Origin of the sequence: Alistipes provencensis, assembly GCF_900083545.1 — a bacterium.
GTDB lineage: Bacteria > Bacteroidota > Bacteroidia > Bacteroidales > Rikenellaceae > Alistipes > Alistipes provencensis.
The window spans coordinates 2,483,049-2,503,675 of record NZ_LT559262.1 but is presented as its reverse complement, the minus strand read 5'-3'; the positions used below and the strand labels follow the sequence as shown (position 1 = coordinate 2,503,675).

Below are 20,627 nucleotides of genomic sequence, written 5' to 3'. Positions count from 1 at the left end.
ATTTCTATAATTGCACATCCGATTTAAAATTTTGATGTTATCAATTTTTCATAATGGAAGAAAGCCATGTAAAATACCTGATGTCGAACGATCAGGATATGCTCTGGGGAATGGTCGTAACGACAGCCGGGCACCAGAACATCCCGCCGCAGGCCGAATATCCGTCGCGCAACCACCCTACACGTTACCTCTTTTCGACTGAGAAAGGGCGCGTTTTGAACGAATACCAACTGGTCTACATCACCCGGGGCAAGGGACAGTTCGTATCCACCCGGCAAAAAGAGTGTGAAATTCGGGAAGGAGACATGTTCCTGCTCTTTCCGGGCGAATGGCACAACTACCGTCCCGACCCGCAGACCGGGTGGCACGAATCTTGGGTCGGATTCACGGGACCGGACATTGAAAAAAGGGTGGCTTCGCGGTTTTTCATCCGTGAAAAAGCCGTCTTCAGCATCGGCATCCACGAAGAGATCTATCACCTTTATCGTTGGGCTGCGACCGTGGCTCAGCAACAGGGTTCGGGCCATCAGCAGATTCTGGCGGGGATCGTCAATCTGCTGCTCGGATTCGCTTACAGCGAGGACCGCCAAATGGCTTTCCGCGACAAGAACATCGACGGACAGATCGCCAAGGCGAAGATACTGATGCAGGAGAACATCGAGCAAAACCTGCCGGGAGAGGTCATCGCCCGCCAGATCGGGATGGGATACTCTTGGTTCCGGCGCATCTTCAAGGAGTACACGGGATTTGCTCCCAACCAATACATGCAGGAACTGAAAATATCAAAATCCAAGGAGCTGCTCACCAACTCCGAGATGAACTGCCAGCAGATCGCCTATGCCGTCGGGTTTGAAACCCCCTCCTATTTCAACATCGTCTTCAAAAAGAAAACCGGCATGACACCCTCCAAATACCGCGAATTCACTCAGGGCAGCCAACTGCAACCTCAAAACGAACTGACCATACAATCCAAACTGTTATGAAAAAATACCTTTCCTGCGCCTTTGCCTGCCTGCTCTTTTCGGGATACGGCTATGGCGCCGCGGGCAACGTGCTGACCACGGGCAACCACACGATCTCCCTGAAAACACCCGGAAACCCGGCCGTCGACTACCTCCTCACGCCCCGCCCCGGCGACGGCCGCTTCATGCTGGAAGCGGGCCGCACACTCCCCGTTTCCATCGTCGCCACCGAAACCCCGCACGACGCTGGCAGCACGGTCGAGATCTGCATTACCGCTCTGGGCGACATCTGGTTCCAATACAGCCAGACGTTCGACACCGGATTCACCCACGACGGATGCCAGTTCCTGATGCCGGGTTTCTGGTACCGCCAGAACCTCCGGTCGCCGAAGGAGGCGCCGTCGTTCCACTCGGCCGATAGTTGGACCGTCCGCGAAGACCGCCTCAGCGCACCATTGACGGGTATTTTCGACCCTGCCAGCGGAAAATTCCACACGGTACTGCGCGAATGCGGCCCCGGCTGCGACGCACTGACCACCCACAAAAGCGGCGAAGTAATCCTCTCGGGCAATACATCGATCGGATTCACCGGCTTCGAGAACATCGAAGGCCGGGCAGCGCTCCGCTTCGGATTCCCCTATCAGGAAACTCCCTACTGCTATATCAGCAAGCTCACGCTGGCCCCGCCGGTCCGGGCCTACCAACACCTGCCCGAAGGCGGCACGGTCATCCTCCGCTGGGAACTCCGCCACGGGGAGGCCGCAGACTTCTCCGATTTCGTACAGGACACATGGGAATACAGCTACGACCGCCTGCAACCCGCGATCCCCGAACCTGCCTATTCGGACGAACAGATGAAGGAGGCGCTGACCGGCTATTTCACGGCAGCCTATGTGGACAGCTATCCGCTGAAATACATGTCCGGGGAACAGCTCCGCACGGCCGATTGCGAGCCCAACGGCCGCGCCGAGGTCGGTTTCGTAGGACGAGTCCTGCTCAACGCGTTCAACGCCCTCGAATACGGATACGAACACGATCGTGCCGACCTCGTCACCCTGTCGAGAGCAACCTTCGACAGCTATGAAAGCGACGGATTCTCCGCCGGAGGATTCATCCGCGAATTCGTCGACTTCAAGCATGGTACGGAAACCGATATTTTCAGCATCCGCCGCCAGAGCGAAGGCATCTATGCCCTGCTCCACTACCTGCGTTACGAAAAGGAGCACGGCCGCAAACATCCCGGTCTGGAACGGAAAATAACCGCCGTCCTGAACACATTCCTGCAACTGCAGGCCACGGACGGCAGTTTTCCCCGGAAATTCCGTGACGATCGGACGACGGTCGACGCCAGCGGCGGCAGCACGCCTTCGGCCACGCTTCCGCTGGTCATGGCCTACCGCTATTTCGGCGACAAGCGTTACCTCGCCGCCGCCGAAAAAACAGCCCGTTACCTTGAATCGGAGATCATCGGCAAAGCCGACTATTTCTCTTCGACACTCGATGCCAACTGCGAAGACAAGGAGGCTTCGCTCTACGCCGCAACAGCCATGTACTATCTGGCATTGGCCAGCGACAAAGCGTCCCGCGAACACTATACCGCCATGGCCCGCAAAGCCGCCTACTTCGCACTCTCATGGTACTATCTCTGGGACGTGCCTTTCGCCCCGGGGCAAATGCTCGGAGACCTTAGGCTGAAGACCCGGGGTTGGGGCAATGTCTCGGTCGAAAACAACCACATCGACGTTTTTGTCTTTGAATTCTGTTCGGTCCTCGACTGGCTGGGACGGGAATACGGCGAAAAACGCTTCACCGATTTCGCCAAAGTGATCGGAAACTCGATGCGCCAGCTCCTTCCGCTCGAAGAACGGCTGTGCGGAGTCGCCAAACCGGGTTATTACCCCGAAGTCGTACAGCACACCAACTGGGATTACGGCAAGAACGGCAAGGGATTCTACAACGACATCTTCGCACCGGGCTGGACAGTGGCCTCACTATGGGAGATGCTCACCCCCGGCCGCGCGGAGCGGTTCCTGAACAGCAAATAGCAATCGCCCTGAAAAACAGATATCCCGGACCTTGCGGTTCCGGGATATCTGTTTTTCAAGGCGACCTATTTCACAGGCCAATAGATCGTATAGCGTTCGAAATGAATCCGGTAGAAAGGTTCGATCCCGATGCCCCGGAACCCCTCCCCTTCGAATCCGAACGTAAGAGGATCGTCGCCGGTCTTCACCACATGCGAAGCGATGGTTTCCGCCGTCCAAGGCACGAAGGTCCGCTCCGGCATCGGAATCACGTTATTGGCCCCGTTGTCGATCCCCCGCCAGAACGAGGCGGGCAGAGAGTCCGTACCCATGCGTCCGGCCAGTACATAGGGCCCGTAAAGCAATGCCGAATAACGCTCCGAGCCGGGTAGTTTTTCGGCCGTGATGCGCGGGCTGAAGCCGATTTTCAGCGTATCCGTCCCGCTCCACGGCTCCCGGACGACCCAGTAACCGGCCGAATCCGTCTCCGGGGCGATTGTCCGGCCGTTCAGCGTCAGCACAGCCTCCGGTGACCACGAAGGTTTGCGCACCAGCAACCCCAGTTCCCGGTCCCGGCCGGTTTTCAGGATCAGAGTCACCTCCGGCGACTCGGGCATCGAAGCCTGCTGGATGAGGGAGACATGCCGCTCTTTCCACGTCACGGCCGCCGGAACGAACAGGTTGACCATCAGATCGCGCCCCTGCTTGGTAAAGACCATGCGATTGAGTTTGGCAGGAGTTTCCAGACCGGACTGGTTGCAGCACCAAAATGAATGGTCTTCCGAACCGTAAACCCGGTAGTGCGCCGGACGCATCGGCGTAAAATAGACGCACATTCCCTTGCAGGGGTCGTATGCCGAGAGGATGTGATTCAACAGCACCCGTTCGTAATACTCCGCCATCCGGACATCCGGGCGCTGCGCGAAGAGCGCCTCGGTCAGGCGCATCATATTCACCGAGTTGCAGGTTTCGGGTCCGCCCTGTTTCAACACCTTCTCTTCGAAACGGGACTCCGGAAAGAAGTGCTCACCGGTACTGTTGCCGCCGATCACCCAACTGTGGCGCGTCGTGACGATCTCCCAGAAATTACGCGCGGCGCGGTCGAAACGCTCGTCCCCGGTATGGACATAGAACTTTTCGAACCCAGTGAATTTGGGTATCTGCGTATTGGCATGCCAGCCGTTCAGGATATCCCGTCCTTCGGAAAGGGGAACCCACATGCTCCGATCGTTAAGCCGCCCGGCCCACTCCAGATAGCGCGACTCCCCGGTCAGTTCATACACGTCGAGATACGATTCGTTGATCGAGCCGTGTTCGCACACCAGCAACTGCTGCACCTGTTCGTCCGTGAGTTTGTCCAGCACGCCGTATCCGAACCAGTCCGCCAGCGAGGTCATCAGCGTCAGCGCCTGCCGCTGCCCGGCTTCCACATAAGAGGCCCTGAGACCGTGGAGCATCTTGTTGATCAGGTAAAGCGGGGCCCACGCACCGTTGACAGTCGGATTGTCGGTCCTGATCTCCCCGGCCGCCACACGCCGGAACAACTCCCTGCCGCCGGCAATGGCCATGATATATCCGTCGCCGCCTGCCTTCCGGCAGGCTTCGAGCTCCGAAAGGGTGTATTCCAACTGCCGGAGCAGTCGTTCGTCCCCCGTCGCCCGGTACATCAGCGACAGCCCCGACAGATAATACCCCATAAACCCGCCGCGCAAGGGCCCGACGCCCCAGACATCCTCGGATTCCCATCCGGCATAGGGCTGCGCCTTCGGGACCAATCCGGCTTCAACCCGGAAAAAGTGGAGCAACGAATCGGGTTGCAACCAGAGCAGGTAGTCACGACCCTGATTCTGTAAATCCAGAAGCGGCCCCGGCAGTAAGGTCACTTCGTCCGGAGAAAACCATGTTACACGATCGGCAACGCGGGGAGTGACCTTCGGTCCATGAGACGCATCGCATCCGGCGAGTGCGGATAAACAAAGGGCGGCAAGACCCAACCAATAATGTGTCTTCATCGTTCTGCCGTTTTAAATACACGTTTAACCGCTTCCAGATACCCATAACCATTCAGGCTGTCGGGTTCGAGGCAACTGCCCTCGGCCCACTCGTTCCATGCATTGATCGTGATCAGAGGCGGCTGGTCGGGATGAGCATCGACATAGGCTTTCGCGCGCCGCAGGAACGCTTCAAACCGTTCCGGCGTCGATCCTGTCACACAGGGCTGCACACCTTCGGGATAGCGCGGATTCGGGTCCCAGCCGATCGACACATGCGGGAAATAGGGAACATCAAATTCCCGGTCGAATTTTTCATAATAGGCGGAAGCCATATCTCCCCACTCTTGATAGTCCCGGTCCGCGGGAGCCAAATGGCACCATTGGTAGTTGGTCAGGCTCTCGAACCCGAAACGGCGCACCGTGTTCTGCTGGGAGACGGAGGTATCCCCCGCCATGCCCGTCGAAGTTGCAGGCAGCAGGAACCAGAGGACGGGCTGGATATGCACTCCCGGCAGCCCGGCTTCGACACATTTCTGCCGAAATCGGTCGAGAGCGGCAACTGCCTGCTCCTCGCCGCCCATCTCACGAATGAAGGTCGAGGTCTCATAGATGGAAAAGACCGGTTTGCCGTCGATCTTGTAATAGTTCGGCAATTTGAAATAATCCTCGATTAGATGGTCGGTGATCCGGTCGAAAATCTCGGGCGTGACCGGCTCCGGCCAATAAACCTTGCTCTTGTCGGGATTCGCCGCATCGAGGTAGGAGGTCATCACATGGTTGGCCCACATCAGGTAAAACTTCATCTTCCGGTTGTTCTTCGCCCGCAGGAAACCCTTATTCAATACATCTTCCAAGAACGGGCGGTCGTCGTACCAATACCAGTCGAAAATGAAGGTATTGACGCCGTATTCAAGGGCCGTGTTGATCTTTTTCTCCTGCACCCGCGGATCTGCCTCGTCCAGATAGCCCCACAGCGGGACATTGGGCTGGCGGTGTCCTTCAAATTTGGGATGCGCCTTGTAAACGGCCTCCCATTCGCCGACCCCGTCCGGGAAAATCCCGATCTCCGCAAACCGGGGATCGTTGTGGTAGGCCGGCCAGACGAACGCGGCGACATCGTATCTGGCGGCAGGAGGCCCGCTCTCACCGCAGGACGGGAGCGCCAGACAGGACAAAGCCGCCCAGCATGAAACTACAAAAGTGGTCTTTTTCATAAGATTTGGATTATCAGATTCACAAACTTCGTTCAATACCCATTTCGAGGCCGCAGATCTCGGCAAAACCCTTCATGCGACCCACCAGCGGATAGCCCGGATTGGAGGATCGGCCGAAATCGTCGAGCATTCGCAGTCCGTGATCGGGACGGAACGGCATGGCCACATCCTGCCGTCCTTCGGCAATGCGCCGCCGCTGCTCTTCGAGCAAAGCCTTCAGCACGGCGTACATATCCACCGAACCCGTGAGGTGCCCGGATTCGAAGAAACTCTTCGGCCCCAACTGCTGCGTATTGCGCAGATGCACGAAATGGATACGCGGCCCCAGCTCCCGCGCCATGGCCGGCAAGTCGTTATCAGGCCTTGCAGACAGCGAACCGGCACAGAACGTCACACCGTTGACAGGGTCGTCGTATTGACGGAGAATCCAGCGAAAATCCTCGATGGTGCCGGCGATGCGCGGCAGTCCGAGCAGCGGAAAGGGCGGATCGTCGGGATGGATACAGAGGTTGACCCCCGCCTCCTGCGCAACCGGACACACCTCTTTCAGGAATGCGGAGAGGTGCTCTCGCAGACGGTCGGGACCGATGCCGTCGTACCGCGCCAGATAGCGCAGAAATACCTGTTTGTAATCCTCGCTGTCACCGACCGTGCCGTTGATGAAGCCCTGCGTAACCACGATAATATTGTGGGCCAGCTCCTCCTGTTCCGCAGCGCTCATCTCCGCAGCCAGCGCCGCAGCCCGTTCGCACACCTCGGGCGGATAGTCCGCCGACGCGCCGGGACGCCCGAGGATGTGGATGTCGAAAGCGGCAAAACGGTCATAGTCGAAATGCATCGACTCGGCACCGCGCTCGTTCGTATAGTGCAGGTCGGTCCGCGCCCAGTCCAGCACCGGCATAAAATTATAACACACGGTATGTATACCGCAAGCCGCCAGATTGCGCAGCGACTGCCGGTAATTATCGATATGCCGGGCGCACTCCTCCGTGCGGAGCTTGATCGCCTCCGATACCGGAAGGCTTTCCACCACGCTCCAGCGCATACCCTCCGCTGCGATGCGATCCCGTACTTTTTCAATCTCCTCCACAGGCCAGACCTCGCCCGCAGGAATGTGGTGCAGGGCCGTCACGATACCTTCGACGCCGATCTGCCGGATCTCCGCCAGCGTCACCGTATCGCCCTCCCCGAACCATCTCCAAGTCTTTTCCAATGCCATAAAATCAAATATTATAATAAATACCCAAAGTTTGAAAATAAAAGGCCCTGAAACAAGTGATTTTTTTGCATCTTCTGTTGATATATTTGCATAAACCCATCAACTCCGCCGCCATGAAAGACGAGATCAAAATTATGTACGAGCAGTTGGGCCTTACCAGCGGGTCTCCGCTCAAAGTCAAGAAGTGCGACTACGACTACTTCAAATACCCATGGCACTTCCACGACGAGTACGAAATCGTCTACATCATCAAGAGCACGGGAACCCGGTTCGCCGGAAACAGTATCGAACCGTTCTCCGACGGGGACTTGGTATTTTTCGGCAGTCTGCTCCCCCACATGTACCGCAACGAGGACGCTTATTACCACGGCAATCCCTCCCTGCGGGTCCACGCCATCACGATCCAGTTTTCCAAGGACTTTTTCAACCACGCAATCCTCAACTACCCCGAGTTCCTGAAAATCAAGGAATTGCTCGAAATGGCACGCTACGGCATCAGCTTCGACACGACCCCGAACGCCCCGATACGGCGCCATATCGAGATGCTGCCCGGCAAGACGGGGCTCGACCGCCTGCTGGCGTGCATCCATATCCTCTCGATGATGAGCCGCACGACCCACAAGCGAAAGCTCAACGACGACAGCGTCGATCTCCGCCTTCCCGCCTACGGGGAATCCCGTATATATAAGGTATTGGGACGGCTCAACCGGGACTACATCCACGACATTAATCTGGACGACATCGCCCGGACGGCCGGCATGAACACCAGCGCCTTCTGCCGCTATTTCAAAGAGAAGACCGGAAAATCCACACTGCAATATATCAGCGAATTACGCATCGGATACGCCTGCAAGCTACTGCTGACGGGCGAACTGAGCGTCACACAGATCTGCTACGAATGCGGATACAACAACATCTCCAACTTCAACCGCCAGTTCAAAAAGATCACCCGGTTTACCCCCTCGGAATACATCGAGGAGTTCAAACATAACCCCGGGATGGCCGCACTGCCCATATAACTCTTCGGGTCTTGGTGTCACAAATTTTTATATTTGCAAATAAAATATAAACGATCGCAAATTTCATATTTGTATTCGGATCACATTACCTCCATATTTGCAACAGTGATCACCCAACATTTTTTTTAATTCACTCCCTATCGGGAACAACCACCTAAAACCGACCCGTATGAAGAAAATTCTGCGTTTATTCCTAGTTGGGTCCCTTCTCCTCGTGTCCTGTCAGGACGACGAAGAGATGAAGTATGCGTCCGTCTATTTCCCATTGGCCACATGGGCCGACGGGAACGGAATCTTCCAGACTAAATTCGACTTCTCAAGGGACACCACCTACATCGTCGGAGCCTACTGCTCCGGCAGTATCATGCCCGAACACGACATCCGTGTGACAATGGGACTCGCCACGGACTCACTGGCATCCGCCAAACAGGTTTCGGCGGCCATTCAGGCCTACGAACTGCTGCCGGAATCGGCTTACACCGTAGAACCTGCCACCCTCGAGTGCACCATCCGCAGGGGAACCGAAAGGGGCGACCTGCTGGTGACGTTCCACACCTCTCGACTCGATGCGGACAAAAAGTACATTTTGCCGCTGCGCATTCAATCGGTATCGGAATATGGAATCGCACCCCGGTACAATACGCTCTTTTTCGGGATTACAAAACGCTAAAACTACAAACGAATGAGCAACGCTATAATGCCCAAAGCGTTATGGACGCTTTTACTGTGCCTGTGCCTCGGCACCGGCTACTCCGCCGCACAAAACAAGAAGGATGTCGCCGTGCAGGGGCAGGTTACGGACCCGGCCGGAACGCCGCTCGAAGGCGTACTGGTCGAGCACAAGGAATCGCGCATGTTCACGCTGACTGACCGGAACGGCAACTTCACGATAAGGATACCCAACGACAAATCCTCGCTGATCTTCACGCTGGAGGGATACGCCGCCAATCAGGTGTATGTAGGCGATACGCACCGACTGAAAATTACTTTGTTGGAGGGGGGGGGAAATTCCGACCCTGAAATAGCTCTTTTATACGGCCGCCAGAACCGATCGTTGATGACTTCGGCCGTTTCGACAATCGAAGGCTCGAAGCTGACAGACCTCCCGACCAACTACGCCAATACGGCATTGTCGGGCATGATCCCCGGCATAGCCACTTCACAAAACAGCGGAGCCCCCGGCAGCGACTATTCGTGGCTCTATGTGCGCGGCCTCCGGTCGTGGCGCAACAGTACGCCGCTCATCATGCTCGACGGGCATGTCCGCGACTTCTCGATCCTCGACCCCAACGAGATCGATCAGATTTCCGTTTACAAAGACGCCGGAGCGCTGGCTGTGCTCGGACTCCGGGGCTCGAACGGCGCCATCATGGCGACCACCCGCCGCGGCAAGGAAGGCCGCCCCGTGCTGAAATTCAACACGCAGATCACCTTCCAGCAACCCATCAAACTGCCCAAATTCCTCGACTCGCACGATTTCGCCCTGCTGCACAATGAAGCCATGCGCAACGACGGCCGTGCAGGCGAACAACGTTACAACGAGGAAGATCTTGCCCTCTACCGTTCGGGACAGGACCCTTGGGGACACCCCAATGTCGATTGGGTCGGCCAGTCGCTCAAAAACGTGACCGTCGGCCAGAAGTACAACCTCAGCATAGAAGGCGGCAGTTCGGTCGCCAAATATTTCGTCAACCTCTCCTACCGCTCGGAGGAGGGCATCTACAAGACCGACAAGGACATCAACACTTACAAAACGAACGCCAACGCCAAGATCTACTCTCTGCGTTCGAACGTCGACATCGCCCTGACCAAGAGCATGGATCTTTCGATCAATCTCTTCGGATTGCAGCGCCAACTCTCGAACCCGGGAGCCGGCAGCCCGTTCAGCGCAATCTACTCCCTGCCTTCGAACGCCTTCCCCATGTATTACGACAGGAACAAGGTGGCCGGTACCAACGACCTGCGGAATAATCCCTACGGCATTCTCAACCACAGCGGTTATACCCGCTATACCCACAGCACGATGGAAGCGCAGGCCGAATTGGGCCAGAAGCTGGACTTCATCACCAAGGGCCTCCGCGCGCGGGGATCGCTGGCGTTCGACTTCTTCTTCGAGAACAATATCAACCGCAGCAAAAGCTACGTCGTCTACGAATACACAGGCGACGGGGAAGACGGCAAACCGCTCTTCAACACTTGGGGCGAAGAGAAGAAACAGGCGAACTCCAACTCCTACGGGGCCGCCAAGACCCGTATTTTCGATGTAGAGGCCGGTCTGGACTACGACCGCACCTTCGGGAAACACCTCATTGCCGCTACCCTGTTCTTCAATTACAGCCAACGATCCGACGACACGCAAAACCTGCCCAACACGCATCAGGGCCTGCTCGGTCGCGCCACCTATGCTTATGACTCGCGGTATATCGTCGAATTTTCGTTCGGCTATCAGGGGACCGAGCAAATGCCGCCCCAGAAGCGTTACGGGTTCTTCCCCGCAGTTTCGGCCGGATGGGTGCTCTCGGAGGAGTCTTTCATCAAGAACTACATCGGAAACGTACTGAGCTACTTCAAGGTACGCGGCTCGTGGGGCATCACCGGCAACGACGCCGGCATTCCCTACTATTTCTACCTGCCCGCATTCATCCAAGCCAACGGCCGTTACACGTTAGGTGCCGAGCCGCAGAACGTCAACAGTTGGGTAGAGGATGTTCACCACCAATATCTCCCCAACGTCACATGGGAGAAATCCGAGAAAACCAACATCGGCGTCGACATGCGGTTGTTCAAAGACCACCTGAGCATCAGCGCCGACTATTTCCGCGAATTCACCAGCCAGATTCTGACGCCCCGCAACACAGTCTCGACCCTGATCGGTTACGGAACCTCGGGCGGGCCGCTGGGTAACGTCGGCAAGACCTACAACAGCGGATTCGAAGTGGAGGCCGCCTACTCGGGCCGGATCAAGGATTTCCACTGGACACTGGGCGGATACGCCTCCTATGCGCACAATGAAATCCGCTACAACGACGAGCAACCTTTCGCCTACGATTACCGAAGCGCCGTCGGCTACCCCATCAACTCCCAGTACGGATTCCAAGCCAACGGACTCTACACCAGCGAACAGGACCGCTACAACAGCCCCAAAACAACCTTCGGAACATCCTATGCCGGCGACATCAAGTACCGCGACCTGAACGGCGACGGTGTGGTGGACAATCAGGACCAGCATCGGATCGGATACAGCAACCTCGGCGAAATCAACTACGCTTTCTTTGCAAATGCGCAGTACAAGGGTTTCGACTTCCAGATCATTTTCTCGGGAGCGGGCAACCGCGACGCATACCTCTCGGGCGTAGCGATTCAGGCCTTCACGAACATCTCCGGCTCGGGCAGCGAAATGGCCGGCAACGTCCGCCGATACCACTGGGACAACCGCTACGTCCCCGAAGACCCCGCAACGTGGACCAAGGCGAAATACCCCCGTCTGTCGCTGACCGATCGTGACCACAACTACAAGCAGACTTCCAGCTTCTGGGTCGACGACGCCTCGTTCCTGCGCCTGAAAAATCTGGTGATCGGCTACACCCTTCCCCTGCGCATTTCGAAGAAGCTGCGCATGTCCAAACTGCGCATCTACTACAGTGGATACAACCTCTTCACTTGGTCCGACATGCGGACCATCGACCCCGAGGATGCGGGCTCCGGAAACGGTTATCCCATCCAGAAATCGTCGAGCATCGGTATAAACATTCACTTCTAAGACCATGAAAAAACTCATCATAACCGCCATAGTATCGCTTACGACGCTCTGGTCCTGCGATCTGAATTACGTTCCGCTGGAACAGATGTCGGCCGAAGAGGCTTTCAAGGACAGCCTGCGTCTGGAGATGTTCGTCAACGACCTGTACGTCTACCTCAACACCGGCGTCCAGTTCAACCGCGTCGGCGGCGCTCTGCTCGACTGCGCCACGGACCTTGCCGTATACAGCCCGCTCGGGACCAGTTCGGGCATCAACTCCTACACCCGCGCCACGATGAACGCCGCGTCGGGCGGAAACCCCGACTCCCGCTGGGCGGAAACCTACACCGGCATCCGCAAAGCCAACGTCATCCTGCGCAACATCGACCTCACCGTAAACCTGTCCCAAAACAAAAAGAACCAGTATCTGGGCGAAACGCTGCTCAGCAAGGCACTGATGCATTACGAGCTCGTCAAGCGCTACGGCGGCATCCCGATCATGGACGACATTCTCGACCTTTCGGGCGACATCAATATTCCCCGTTCAAAGTTCGGCGACTGTGTGGAATACATCGTCCGCCTGTGCGACGAGGCCGCGCCGCTGCTGCCCACGAAATACCCGGACAACGACTACGGACGTCTCACCCGCGGGGCCGCCTACGGTCTGAAAGCGAAAATACTGCTCATGGCCGCCAGCCCGCTCTTCAACGAAAGCCCGATCGAGGGGTCGAACGAGATACACCGCTACGCCTCACCCGACCAAGAGCGCTGGAAACGGGCCGCCGACGCCGCACGCCAAGTCATCGAATTGAAAAACCCCGACGGCACGAAGGCCCACGAACTCTTCCCGTCGTACCAGCGGCTGTTCTTCACCAATTTCGGGAATACCGAATCGATCATCGTCAAATGCCGCAACCTCACCAACGACGTGGAGGCCGCCAACGGTCCTTCGGGCTACCAGAGCTGCCGGGCCTGCACCAGCGTCACGAAAGAGCTGGTCGACATGTATGAACTCAAAAACGGACGGCTGCCCTCCGAGGACCCGGACTACGACCCCCAGAAGCCCTATGAAAACCGCGACGACCGGTTCTACGCCAGCGTACTCTATTCGGGCGTGCCGCTCTGGGGCCGCGAGGTGGAACTCTACACCGGAGGCAAGGACTACCCCGCAGCCATCGGACAGCGCGGCTGCGAGACCGGTTACAGCCTTTACAAGCACATCGATCCCTTGGCCAGCGTCGTGCCGACCAAATACACCCTGCACAACCACCAGATACTGCGTTACGCCGAGGTGCTGCTGATCTATGCCGAAGCCATGAACGAATATCTGGGAACAGGCGACGACGACCTGTGTACGGACGAGATGATCTACGACTGCGTCAATGAAGTTCGCCAGCGCGCAGGACTGCCGCCGGTAAGCAGTCTGACCAAAGGCCAAATGCGGGAACTGATCCACCGGGAACGCACCGTAGAGCTGGCCTTCGAGGAGGTACGCCTCTACGACCTGAAGCGCTGGCGCGAGGCGGAAACCGTGCTGAACCGCCCGGTTCACGGGATCAAAGTGACCGAGGAGAGCGGAACCATCGTCTACGGTGAGGAGTTCGCCGTCGAAGAGCGTTCCTTCCCCATGCGGATGTACTACTACCCCATTCCCCAGTCCGAGCTGGACAAGAACAGCGCACTGGTGGTCAATCCGGGATGGTAACCCGAAATCATTGTCAAATCTGTAAATCAGCACCGATGAAAAAATATATATTGATATTCATCTTCGCACTAATCCACGGATTCACCGCAGGATTACAAGCCCAAGGAACTGTCGTCTCCGGCAAGGTCAGCGACAAGGACGGGCAGGAGCTGGTTGGAGTGGCGGTCATAGAAACCGGCACCAACCATGCGACGGTAAGTGCCACGGACGGCAGCTACAAACTCACCGTTTCGGGTAAAAACGCCAGATTGGAGTTCCGCATGCTGGGTTATATTCCCCAAGAGATCACGGTAGGCAGCCGGACCGTCATCGACATCACACTCGAAGAAGAAGCCCTTAACATCAACGAGGTGGTCGTGGTGGGATACGGCACCCAGAAGCGCGCCACCGTCGTCGGGTCCATTTCGACGGCGGACGCCTCGGCCATCCAGAAGACGGGAACGACGAACCTCACGCAGGCCATCGGCGGCCGCGTCTCGGGTGTCTTCACCCGCAACCCGGGCGGGCGTCCGGGCGAGGACAACGCCAATGTCTACATCCGCGGTACGGCCAGCTACAACAGCGGAGCCAACAGCCCGCTCGTACTGGTCGACGGCGTGGAACGTGAATACGCCCAGATCGATCCCGAGGACATCGAGAATTTCTCCGTTCTGAAAGACGCCTCGGCTACGGCCGTATACGGCGTGCGCGGAGCCAACGGTGTCATCCTGATCACCACCAAACGCGGTCTCACATCGAAGCCCGAGGTTTCATTCCGCGCATCGTTCACCGCCAGCACCCCGACGCGGCTGCCGGACAAACTCGGTTCGTACGACTACGCACGCCTGCGCAACGAAGCGCTGATGAACGTCGGTCTGGACCCCGAGTATAGCGCCTATGACCTCGAAATGTTCCGCACGAAGGCCAGCCCCTACACGCACCCCGACAACGATTACATCAACGACATGCTCAAGAACGCAGCCTTCAAGCAGCAGTATTCGCTGGTCGTGCGCGGCGGTTCTTCGTTCATGCGTTACTATGTGTCGGCCGGATACGCCAACGACGACGGTATCTACAAGAACTTCAACAACGGCAAATACGACACGAACGTCTATTTCCAGCGTTATGCCCTGCGTGCCAACCTCGATTTCAACGTGACCAAGACCACCACGATCGGCGTCGACCTCGCGGGACGCCTCGAGGAACGCCATAACAACGGCGCCGGAGACGAGCTGTTCCAACATTTGGTACGCACCCCGCCCGATTATTTCAACTATGTGAACCCCGACGGGTCGATCGGAGGCCACCTGAACCTGACCAATCCCTACATGGCCCTTTCGCGCTGCGGTTACTACCACTCCAAGACCAACAAGTTCGAGAGCGTGATCCGCCTCAACCAGCAGTTGGACTTCATCACCAAAGGCCTCTCCGCACGCGGTATGTTCAGCTACATTTCGTCGATGCGCTCCCGCCGGGACCTCTACGAACGACCTGCGACCTACTATTACACCAAGGAGGGCACCTACGAACTGGTGCGCGAAGAGGAGCCCATCTCGATCCGGACGGGCTCCGGAAACGGTCCTTTCCGGCGCGATTTCGTGGTCGAGGCGGCACTGAACTACAACCGCACTTTCGGCGACCACGCCGTCACGGCCCTGCTGGCCTTCAACCGTCAGGAGATCCAGAGCGATGCCACGCTGCCGATCGGTTATATCAACTACGTCGGCCGTGTAACCTACGCCTACAAAAACAAGTATCTGGCCGAGTTCAATGCCGGATACAACGGTTCGATGCAGTTCTCCGAGAGCAAGCGTTACGGTTTCTTCCCGGCAGTATCCGCCGGCTGGGTGGTTTCCGAAGAGGGATTCTGGGGCGAATCGGCCAAGGCCTTCAGTTACATGAAACTCCGCGCATCGTTCGGACAGGTCGGCAACGACCGCATCGGGTCCGACAAGTACTACTATCTGCAAACCTACCCCCAACTGGGATCGAACCGCCCATCGTTCGGCGAAACGAACAACCCCGAGAACCGCATTTATGAAGGCAAGGAGGGCAATACCGAGGTAGGCTGGGAGCGCGCCAACAAATTCAACATCGGCGTGGACCTCAAATTCTTCGACAACAAGCTCTCGTTCACAGGCGACTACTTCCACGAACGCCGCCACGGTATTCTCGACTACGACGGTACCATTTCGTACATCTACGGCATGATGGCTCCGAACGACGGCAGCAAGGGCTTCCCTCCGGCAAACATCGGCGAGGTTGTCAACCGCGGTTTCGAAATCGATCTGGGATACAACGGCCACGTCAACAAATTCCGGTATTATATTCGGGGCAACCTCTCCTTCGCCCGCAACAAGGTCGTCGAATGCGGCGAGAGTCCCGTCACCTACCCGTGGCTCTCGAAGGTGGGACGCCCCATCGGACAGCGCTTCGGTCTGATCGCCGACGGCTTCTACAACTCCGAGGAGGAGATCGACGCCCTGCCGTCGGGATTCACCGACAGACCCAAATTGGGCGACATCAAGTACCGCGACATCAACGGCGACGGCAAGACCGACAATTACGACGTCGTGCCCGTCGGGCGTACCCAAGTTCCCGAGGTCATCTACGGATTCAGCGTGGGCGGCAACTGGCGCAATTTCGACTTCGAGCTTTTCTTCCAAGGAGCGACCAATTCGGACATCTATGTGAACGGCTACGGCTACTGGGAATTCCAAGGCATCAGCGGCGCCATGCACCACCACCTCGGCCGCTGGACGCCCGAGAACAAGGAGCACGCCACCTATCCGAGTCTCTCTCCCTCCACATCGGAGCAGAACCACCGCTTCTCGACGTTCTGGCTGAAAGACGGTTCCTACCTGCGTCTGAAGAATGTCCAGATCGGGTACACGCTGCCCCAGCGCATCTCCAAGAAGGTCGGCATGTCGAACCTGCGCTTCTATGTGACGGCAACCAACCTGTTCACGCTCTCCGAATTCAAGGAATACGACCCTGAATCCAACGACGGCGACGGCAGCGCCTATCCGGTCATGAAATATTTCGGCGGCGGTGTCAGCCTCAAGTTCTAACCTTCAAATTACGAAGCTACATGAAAAAGATCGTTTATATACTGTTGTTATGCCTGCCGATGCTTTCGTGTCAGGACGCCTCGTCGCTGATGGACAAAGAGGATGTGGGCGACCTGTATGAGAAGGACGTCTTCCGAAGCGGCACCTACGCCCGCTATTTCGTCAACGACATCTACTACAACATCATCAGCACCGGATACGGCGTATCGGGCTGGGGAGGCGCATACATGGACTGCGCCACCGACAACGGCGAGGCCCGCCCGCTCAATTCCGCAGCCCACCGTTACAACACCGGCAACTGGAACGCCGCAGACAACCCGCTGGGATTCATCTGGACCAACAGTTACGCCCAGATCCGCGCCTGCAATAAGTTTCTGGAGAATTACCACCTGATCGAAGAGGAGTCCGGCATCACCACCCGGCTGGACATCGAATACCTGCGCGCCCAAGTCATCTTCCTGCGCGCCTACTTCTACTCCGAACTGCTGAGAGCCTTCGGCGGCGTACCGCTCATCACCAAGGTGCTGTCGATGGACGACCCTGAAATCAAATCGGAACGCGACTCGTTCAAAACCATCCTCGATTTCATCGTCGGAGAGTGCGAGAATGCAGCCGAACTGCTCAAATCCCTGCGCGGCGAAGACGCCACCCGCTACGGACTGTTCGGAGGCAACTTCGGCCGTGCCAACGAAGGCATTGCCTTAGCGCTGAAGGCCAAGGTCCTGCTGATGGCCGCCAGCCCGCTGTTCAACCGCCCGGCCGACTTTTCCCAATACGACTCGGCCGATCCCAATGTTTCGCTGTGGCGCTATCCCGACTATGACAGGGAACGTTGGAACACCGCAGCCAAAGCGCTCAAAGACGTTATCGATCTGGGATTCTACGATCTTTACCGGGCCAAAACCGGGACCAAGACGGAATACGAAACGCTGTTCTGTGTCCGGGCCCCGATCGAGGAAGCTATCTTCCCCTACCTGCGCGGTCCCAGCATCGACATCTATTTCAACAACCTGCCGTTCGACTTCATGCTTGTACGCGGCAAGGGAACCCCGGTATGCTACACACTGCCCACCCACGATCTGGTGATGGCCTATGAGATGAAAAACGGCATGCTGCCCGAGCAGGAGGGTTCCGGATACCGTCCGCTCAACCCCTTCGCCGACCGCGATCCGCGTCTGAACGCCACGATCTGGCACGATGAATCGGTCTTCTGCGACATTCGGTTCGACACATGGCACCGGGAGGTCACCTCGGAGAAGAGCGACGGCAAGCATTATATCACCGGGTATTCACGCACGGGTTATTTCCTGCGCAAGTACATGGACCCCGACCTGAACCCCTCGGCCTCGACGGCCCCGACTTTGCCCAACTCCTACCACCTGATCCGCTACGCCGACATTCTGCTGATGTACGCCGAGGCGCTGAACGAGTACTATGCCGATCCCGCATCGGCTCCGGCGGACGGCATCCGCTGGGCCATCGACCAAGTCCGCTCGCGTGCCGGTATGCCGGGCTTGGACGAGACGTTCCGGAACCGGGGTTGGGTGCTCAATCAGGAGAACGTGCGCAAGTTCATCCAAAACGAACGCCGTGTGGAGTTCGCCTTCGAAGAGCATCGTTTCTGGGACATCCGCCGCTGGATGATCGGTACGCAGACCCAGCGGGAGGCACACGAGCTCGACATCACGCTCAAGGACGACGACCTCACCAAGGTTTACAAATCCCGCAAATTCGAAAACCGCATTTACGAAGATCACATGAACCTGATGCCCATTCCGCAGTCGGAGATAAACAAGAATTCCAATCTCGTGCAGAATTGGGGCTGGTCTCCGAAACAAGTCAACTAAAAAACAGTCGTTATGAAATTCATCGTGAAATTACTGGCACTGACTTTTGTGACCATACCGCTCCTGTTCTCCTGCAAGGACGAAGAGATTACCGAACCCGGCGTGCAGGTAACCACCCTCGATTTCGCGTCGGTCGGGACCAACACGGCCGTCGGCAGCGGCTACCTCACCAAAGGCAACGCAGCCGCGCTGACCGAACGGGGCATCTGCTGGAGCACCCTCCCCGACCCCACCGTCGCCGACAGCAAGGCCGTTTCGACGGACGATGCGGCGAAACACAGCTTCTCCGTGCAGATCACCGGCCTCACGGCCAACACCTACTACTACGCCCGGGCCTATGTCTCGGACGGCAGCACGGTGCACTATGGCAACCCGGTTGCCTTCACGACCAAAGACCGGCCCGAGGAGGGTTGGTGCCTGATCGAAAGCGTCACCGGGATCACTCCGTCCTCCGCCACCGTCAAGATGACCATGGCATCCGACGGCGGCAACGACATCGCCCAGATCGGCGTCTGCTTCTCGCAGACGGTCGAGCCGACGGTCGACGACGAGGTGCTGTTCACGGTCGGGGGCCGCGATTTCTCGGCCGAACTCACCGACCTGAAGCAAAACATGCAGTATTACGTCCGCCCCTATATCAAAACGGCAGGCGGACAGATCACCTACGGCGAGCAGGTCGGATTCCGGACCATCAATTTCATCGTCACCAAAGACCCGTATCCCGGATATAAAACGGCCTATCTCTTCGGCGAAACGATGAAGAACGAGTCGGATCCCTCGGTCGAACGCGGATTCTGTTGGAGCGAGCATGAAAACCCGACCATCGAGACTGACCAGTTCAAGATGATCAGCGGCACCGTGGGCACTTTCAACCTGCTGGCCACGGGCTTCGAGAAGGGCAAAACCTACCATGTACGAGCCTATGCCAAGAACTCCAGCGGTACGCATTACGGCGAACAGATGACCTTCACCACCAAAACGGGCAGCATCCTGCCGGGCATCACGCTCGACGACATGGTCCTCGTGGAGAAAGGTTCTTTCCAGATGGGCTATCCCGAATCGGCGACCGTTCCCAACCTGTACAGCGGCAACACGCTGAACACGGAGACCGTACACTCGGTAACGCTGACCAAGAATTTCTACATCTGCCGCTATCAGGTGACCTGCGAACAGATCTGTACCTTCCTGAACAGCCATCCCATCAACCGGTCTACGAGCCTTGTTTACAACACCTATCTCTTCGGCGCCACAAACACGCGACCCTTCTCGTTCAAGGCGCCGATGGACGGCGGGACCTCGGTATTCGAACCCAATACCGGTTGTGCCCTCCGCCCTGCGGCCAGCATCACATGGCTGTGCGCCTATGAGTACTGCCGCTGGCTTTCGGCCGAACTCGGCGTGGAGGTGCGTCTCCCGACCGAGGCGGAGTGGGAATATGCGGCCCGCGGCGGTAACAAGAGCCGGGGCTACCTGTTCAGCGGCAGCGACACGGCCGGAGAAGTCGGAGTCCGCACCAACAGTACCGTCGGTCCTCAGAACGTCGGTTCGCTGAAGGCAAACGAACTGGGCATCTACGACATGAGCGGGAACACGTTCGAATATTGCGAAGATGTGTACGCCGATTTCTTCTACAAGGACGGCGCCGTAGATCCGTGCAACAAGAACACCAACGACCTCACGGGCCAGCCGAGATGTATCCGGGGCGGCAGCTTCCGACACTTCAACGCAAACCAGTCCAAAGACTACCAGCTTCTCGGACGCCGAGGCCGGGCGGGCAACGGCAATACCGACTGCGGCAACCACTCCGGCATGCGCATCGTCATGACGAAGCTCCCTGCAACCCTCGATTAAACC

General features: G+C 57.5%; 12 protein-coding genes. 9 read left to right on the top strand and 3 right to left on the bottom strand.

Going from position 1 to position 20,627, the window contains the following annotated elements:
- Positions 1 to 53: 53 nt before the first annotated feature.
- Positions 54 to 983, top strand: coding sequence for an AraC family transcriptional regulator (locus tag BN5935_RS09675; protein WP_064975932.1), 930 nt, complete (start codon positions 54 to 56; stop codon positions 981 to 983).
- Positions 980 to 3,007, top strand: a complete 2,028-nt coding sequence (locus BN5935_RS09670) for a hypothetical protein (RefSeq protein WP_147625802.1) — start codon at positions 980 to 982, stop codon at positions 3,005 to 3,007. The genes BN5935_RS09675 and BN5935_RS09670 overlap by 4 nt, the downstream gene beginning before the upstream one ends.
- Before the next feature lie 65 nt (positions 3,008 to 3,072).
- Here BN5935_RS09670 and BN5935_RS09665 read toward each other — a convergent pair whose 3' ends face one another.
- The 3 genes from BN5935_RS09665 to uxuA are packed head-to-tail and all read right to left on the bottom strand — an operon-like array spanning position 3,073 to position 7,413.
- Positions 3,073 to 4,998, bottom strand: coding sequence for a glycoside hydrolase family 127 protein (locus BN5935_RS09665; protein WP_235821070.1), 1,926 nt, complete (start codon positions 4,996 to 4,998; stop codon positions 3,073 to 3,075).
- Positions 4,995 to 6,194 carry a glycosyltransferase WbsX family protein gene (locus tag BN5935_RS09660; RefSeq protein ID WP_064975930.1) on the bottom strand — a complete coding sequence of 400 codons (1,200 nt, stop codon included), beginning with the start codon at positions 6,192 to 6,194 and terminating at the stop codon, positions 4,995 to 4,997. Before BN5935_RS09660 ends, BN5935_RS09665 begins: the two co-directional genes overlap by 4 nt.
- Before the next feature lie 19 nt (positions 6,195 to 6,213).
- The gene (gene uxuA, locus BN5935_RS09655; protein ID WP_204244904.1) at positions 6,214 to 7,413 is read right to left on the bottom strand and encodes a mannonate dehydratase; all 1,200 of its coding nucleotides are present in this window, start codon (positions 7,411 to 7,413) and stop codon (positions 6,214 to 6,216) included.
- Between the two features lie 113 nt (positions 7,414 to 7,526).
- Here uxuA and BN5935_RS09650 point away from each other — a divergent pair, with 113 nt between their 5' ends.
- The 7 genes from BN5935_RS09650 (at position 7,527) to BN5935_RS09620 (ending at position 20,624) form a co-directional block, all read left to right on the top strand.
- Entirely contained in the window at positions 7,527 to 8,432 is a 906-nt protein-coding gene (locus BN5935_RS09650; protein WP_147625801.1) for an AraC family transcriptional regulator, read from the top strand.
- Positions 8,433 to 8,601: 169 nt separating this feature from the next.
- On the top strand, positions 8,602 to 9,102 hold the full coding sequence (locus BN5935_RS09645) for a DUF1735 domain-containing protein (protein WP_235821069.1): 501 nt from the start codon (positions 8,602 to 8,604) through the stop codon (positions 9,100 to 9,102).
- Between the two features lie 12 nt (positions 9,103 to 9,114).
- Positions 9,115 to 12,192, top strand: a complete 3,078-nt coding sequence (locus BN5935_RS09640) for a SusC/RagA family TonB-linked outer membrane protein (protein ID WP_082944095.1) — start codon at positions 9,115 to 9,117, stop codon at positions 12,190 to 12,192.
- Positions 12,193 to 12,196: 4 nt separating this feature from the next.
- A complete protein-coding gene (locus BN5935_RS09635; RefSeq protein WP_064975928.1) occupies positions 12,197 to 13,876 on the top strand; it encodes a RagB/SusD family nutrient uptake outer membrane protein in 1,680 nt (559 codons plus the stop codon).
- A gap of 35 nt (positions 13,877 to 13,911) precedes the next feature.
- On the top strand, positions 13,912 to 16,926 hold the full coding sequence (locus tag BN5935_RS09630) for a SusC/RagA family TonB-linked outer membrane protein (RefSeq protein WP_064975927.1): 3,015 nt from the start codon (positions 13,912 to 13,914) through the stop codon (positions 16,924 to 16,926).
- 20 nt (positions 16,927 to 16,946) lie between these two features.
- Positions 16,947 to 18,773, top strand: coding sequence for a RagB/SusD family nutrient uptake outer membrane protein (locus tag BN5935_RS09625; RefSeq protein WP_064975926.1), 1,827 nt, complete (start codon positions 16,947 to 16,949; stop codon positions 18,771 to 18,773).
- Positions 18,774 to 18,785: 12 nt separating this feature from the next.
- Positions 18,786 to 20,624, top strand: coding sequence for an SUMF1/EgtB/PvdO family nonheme iron enzyme (locus BN5935_RS09620; RefSeq protein WP_064975925.1), 1,839 nt, complete (start codon positions 18,786 to 18,788; stop codon positions 20,622 to 20,624).
- Positions 20,625 to 20,627: the final 3 nt, after the last annotated feature.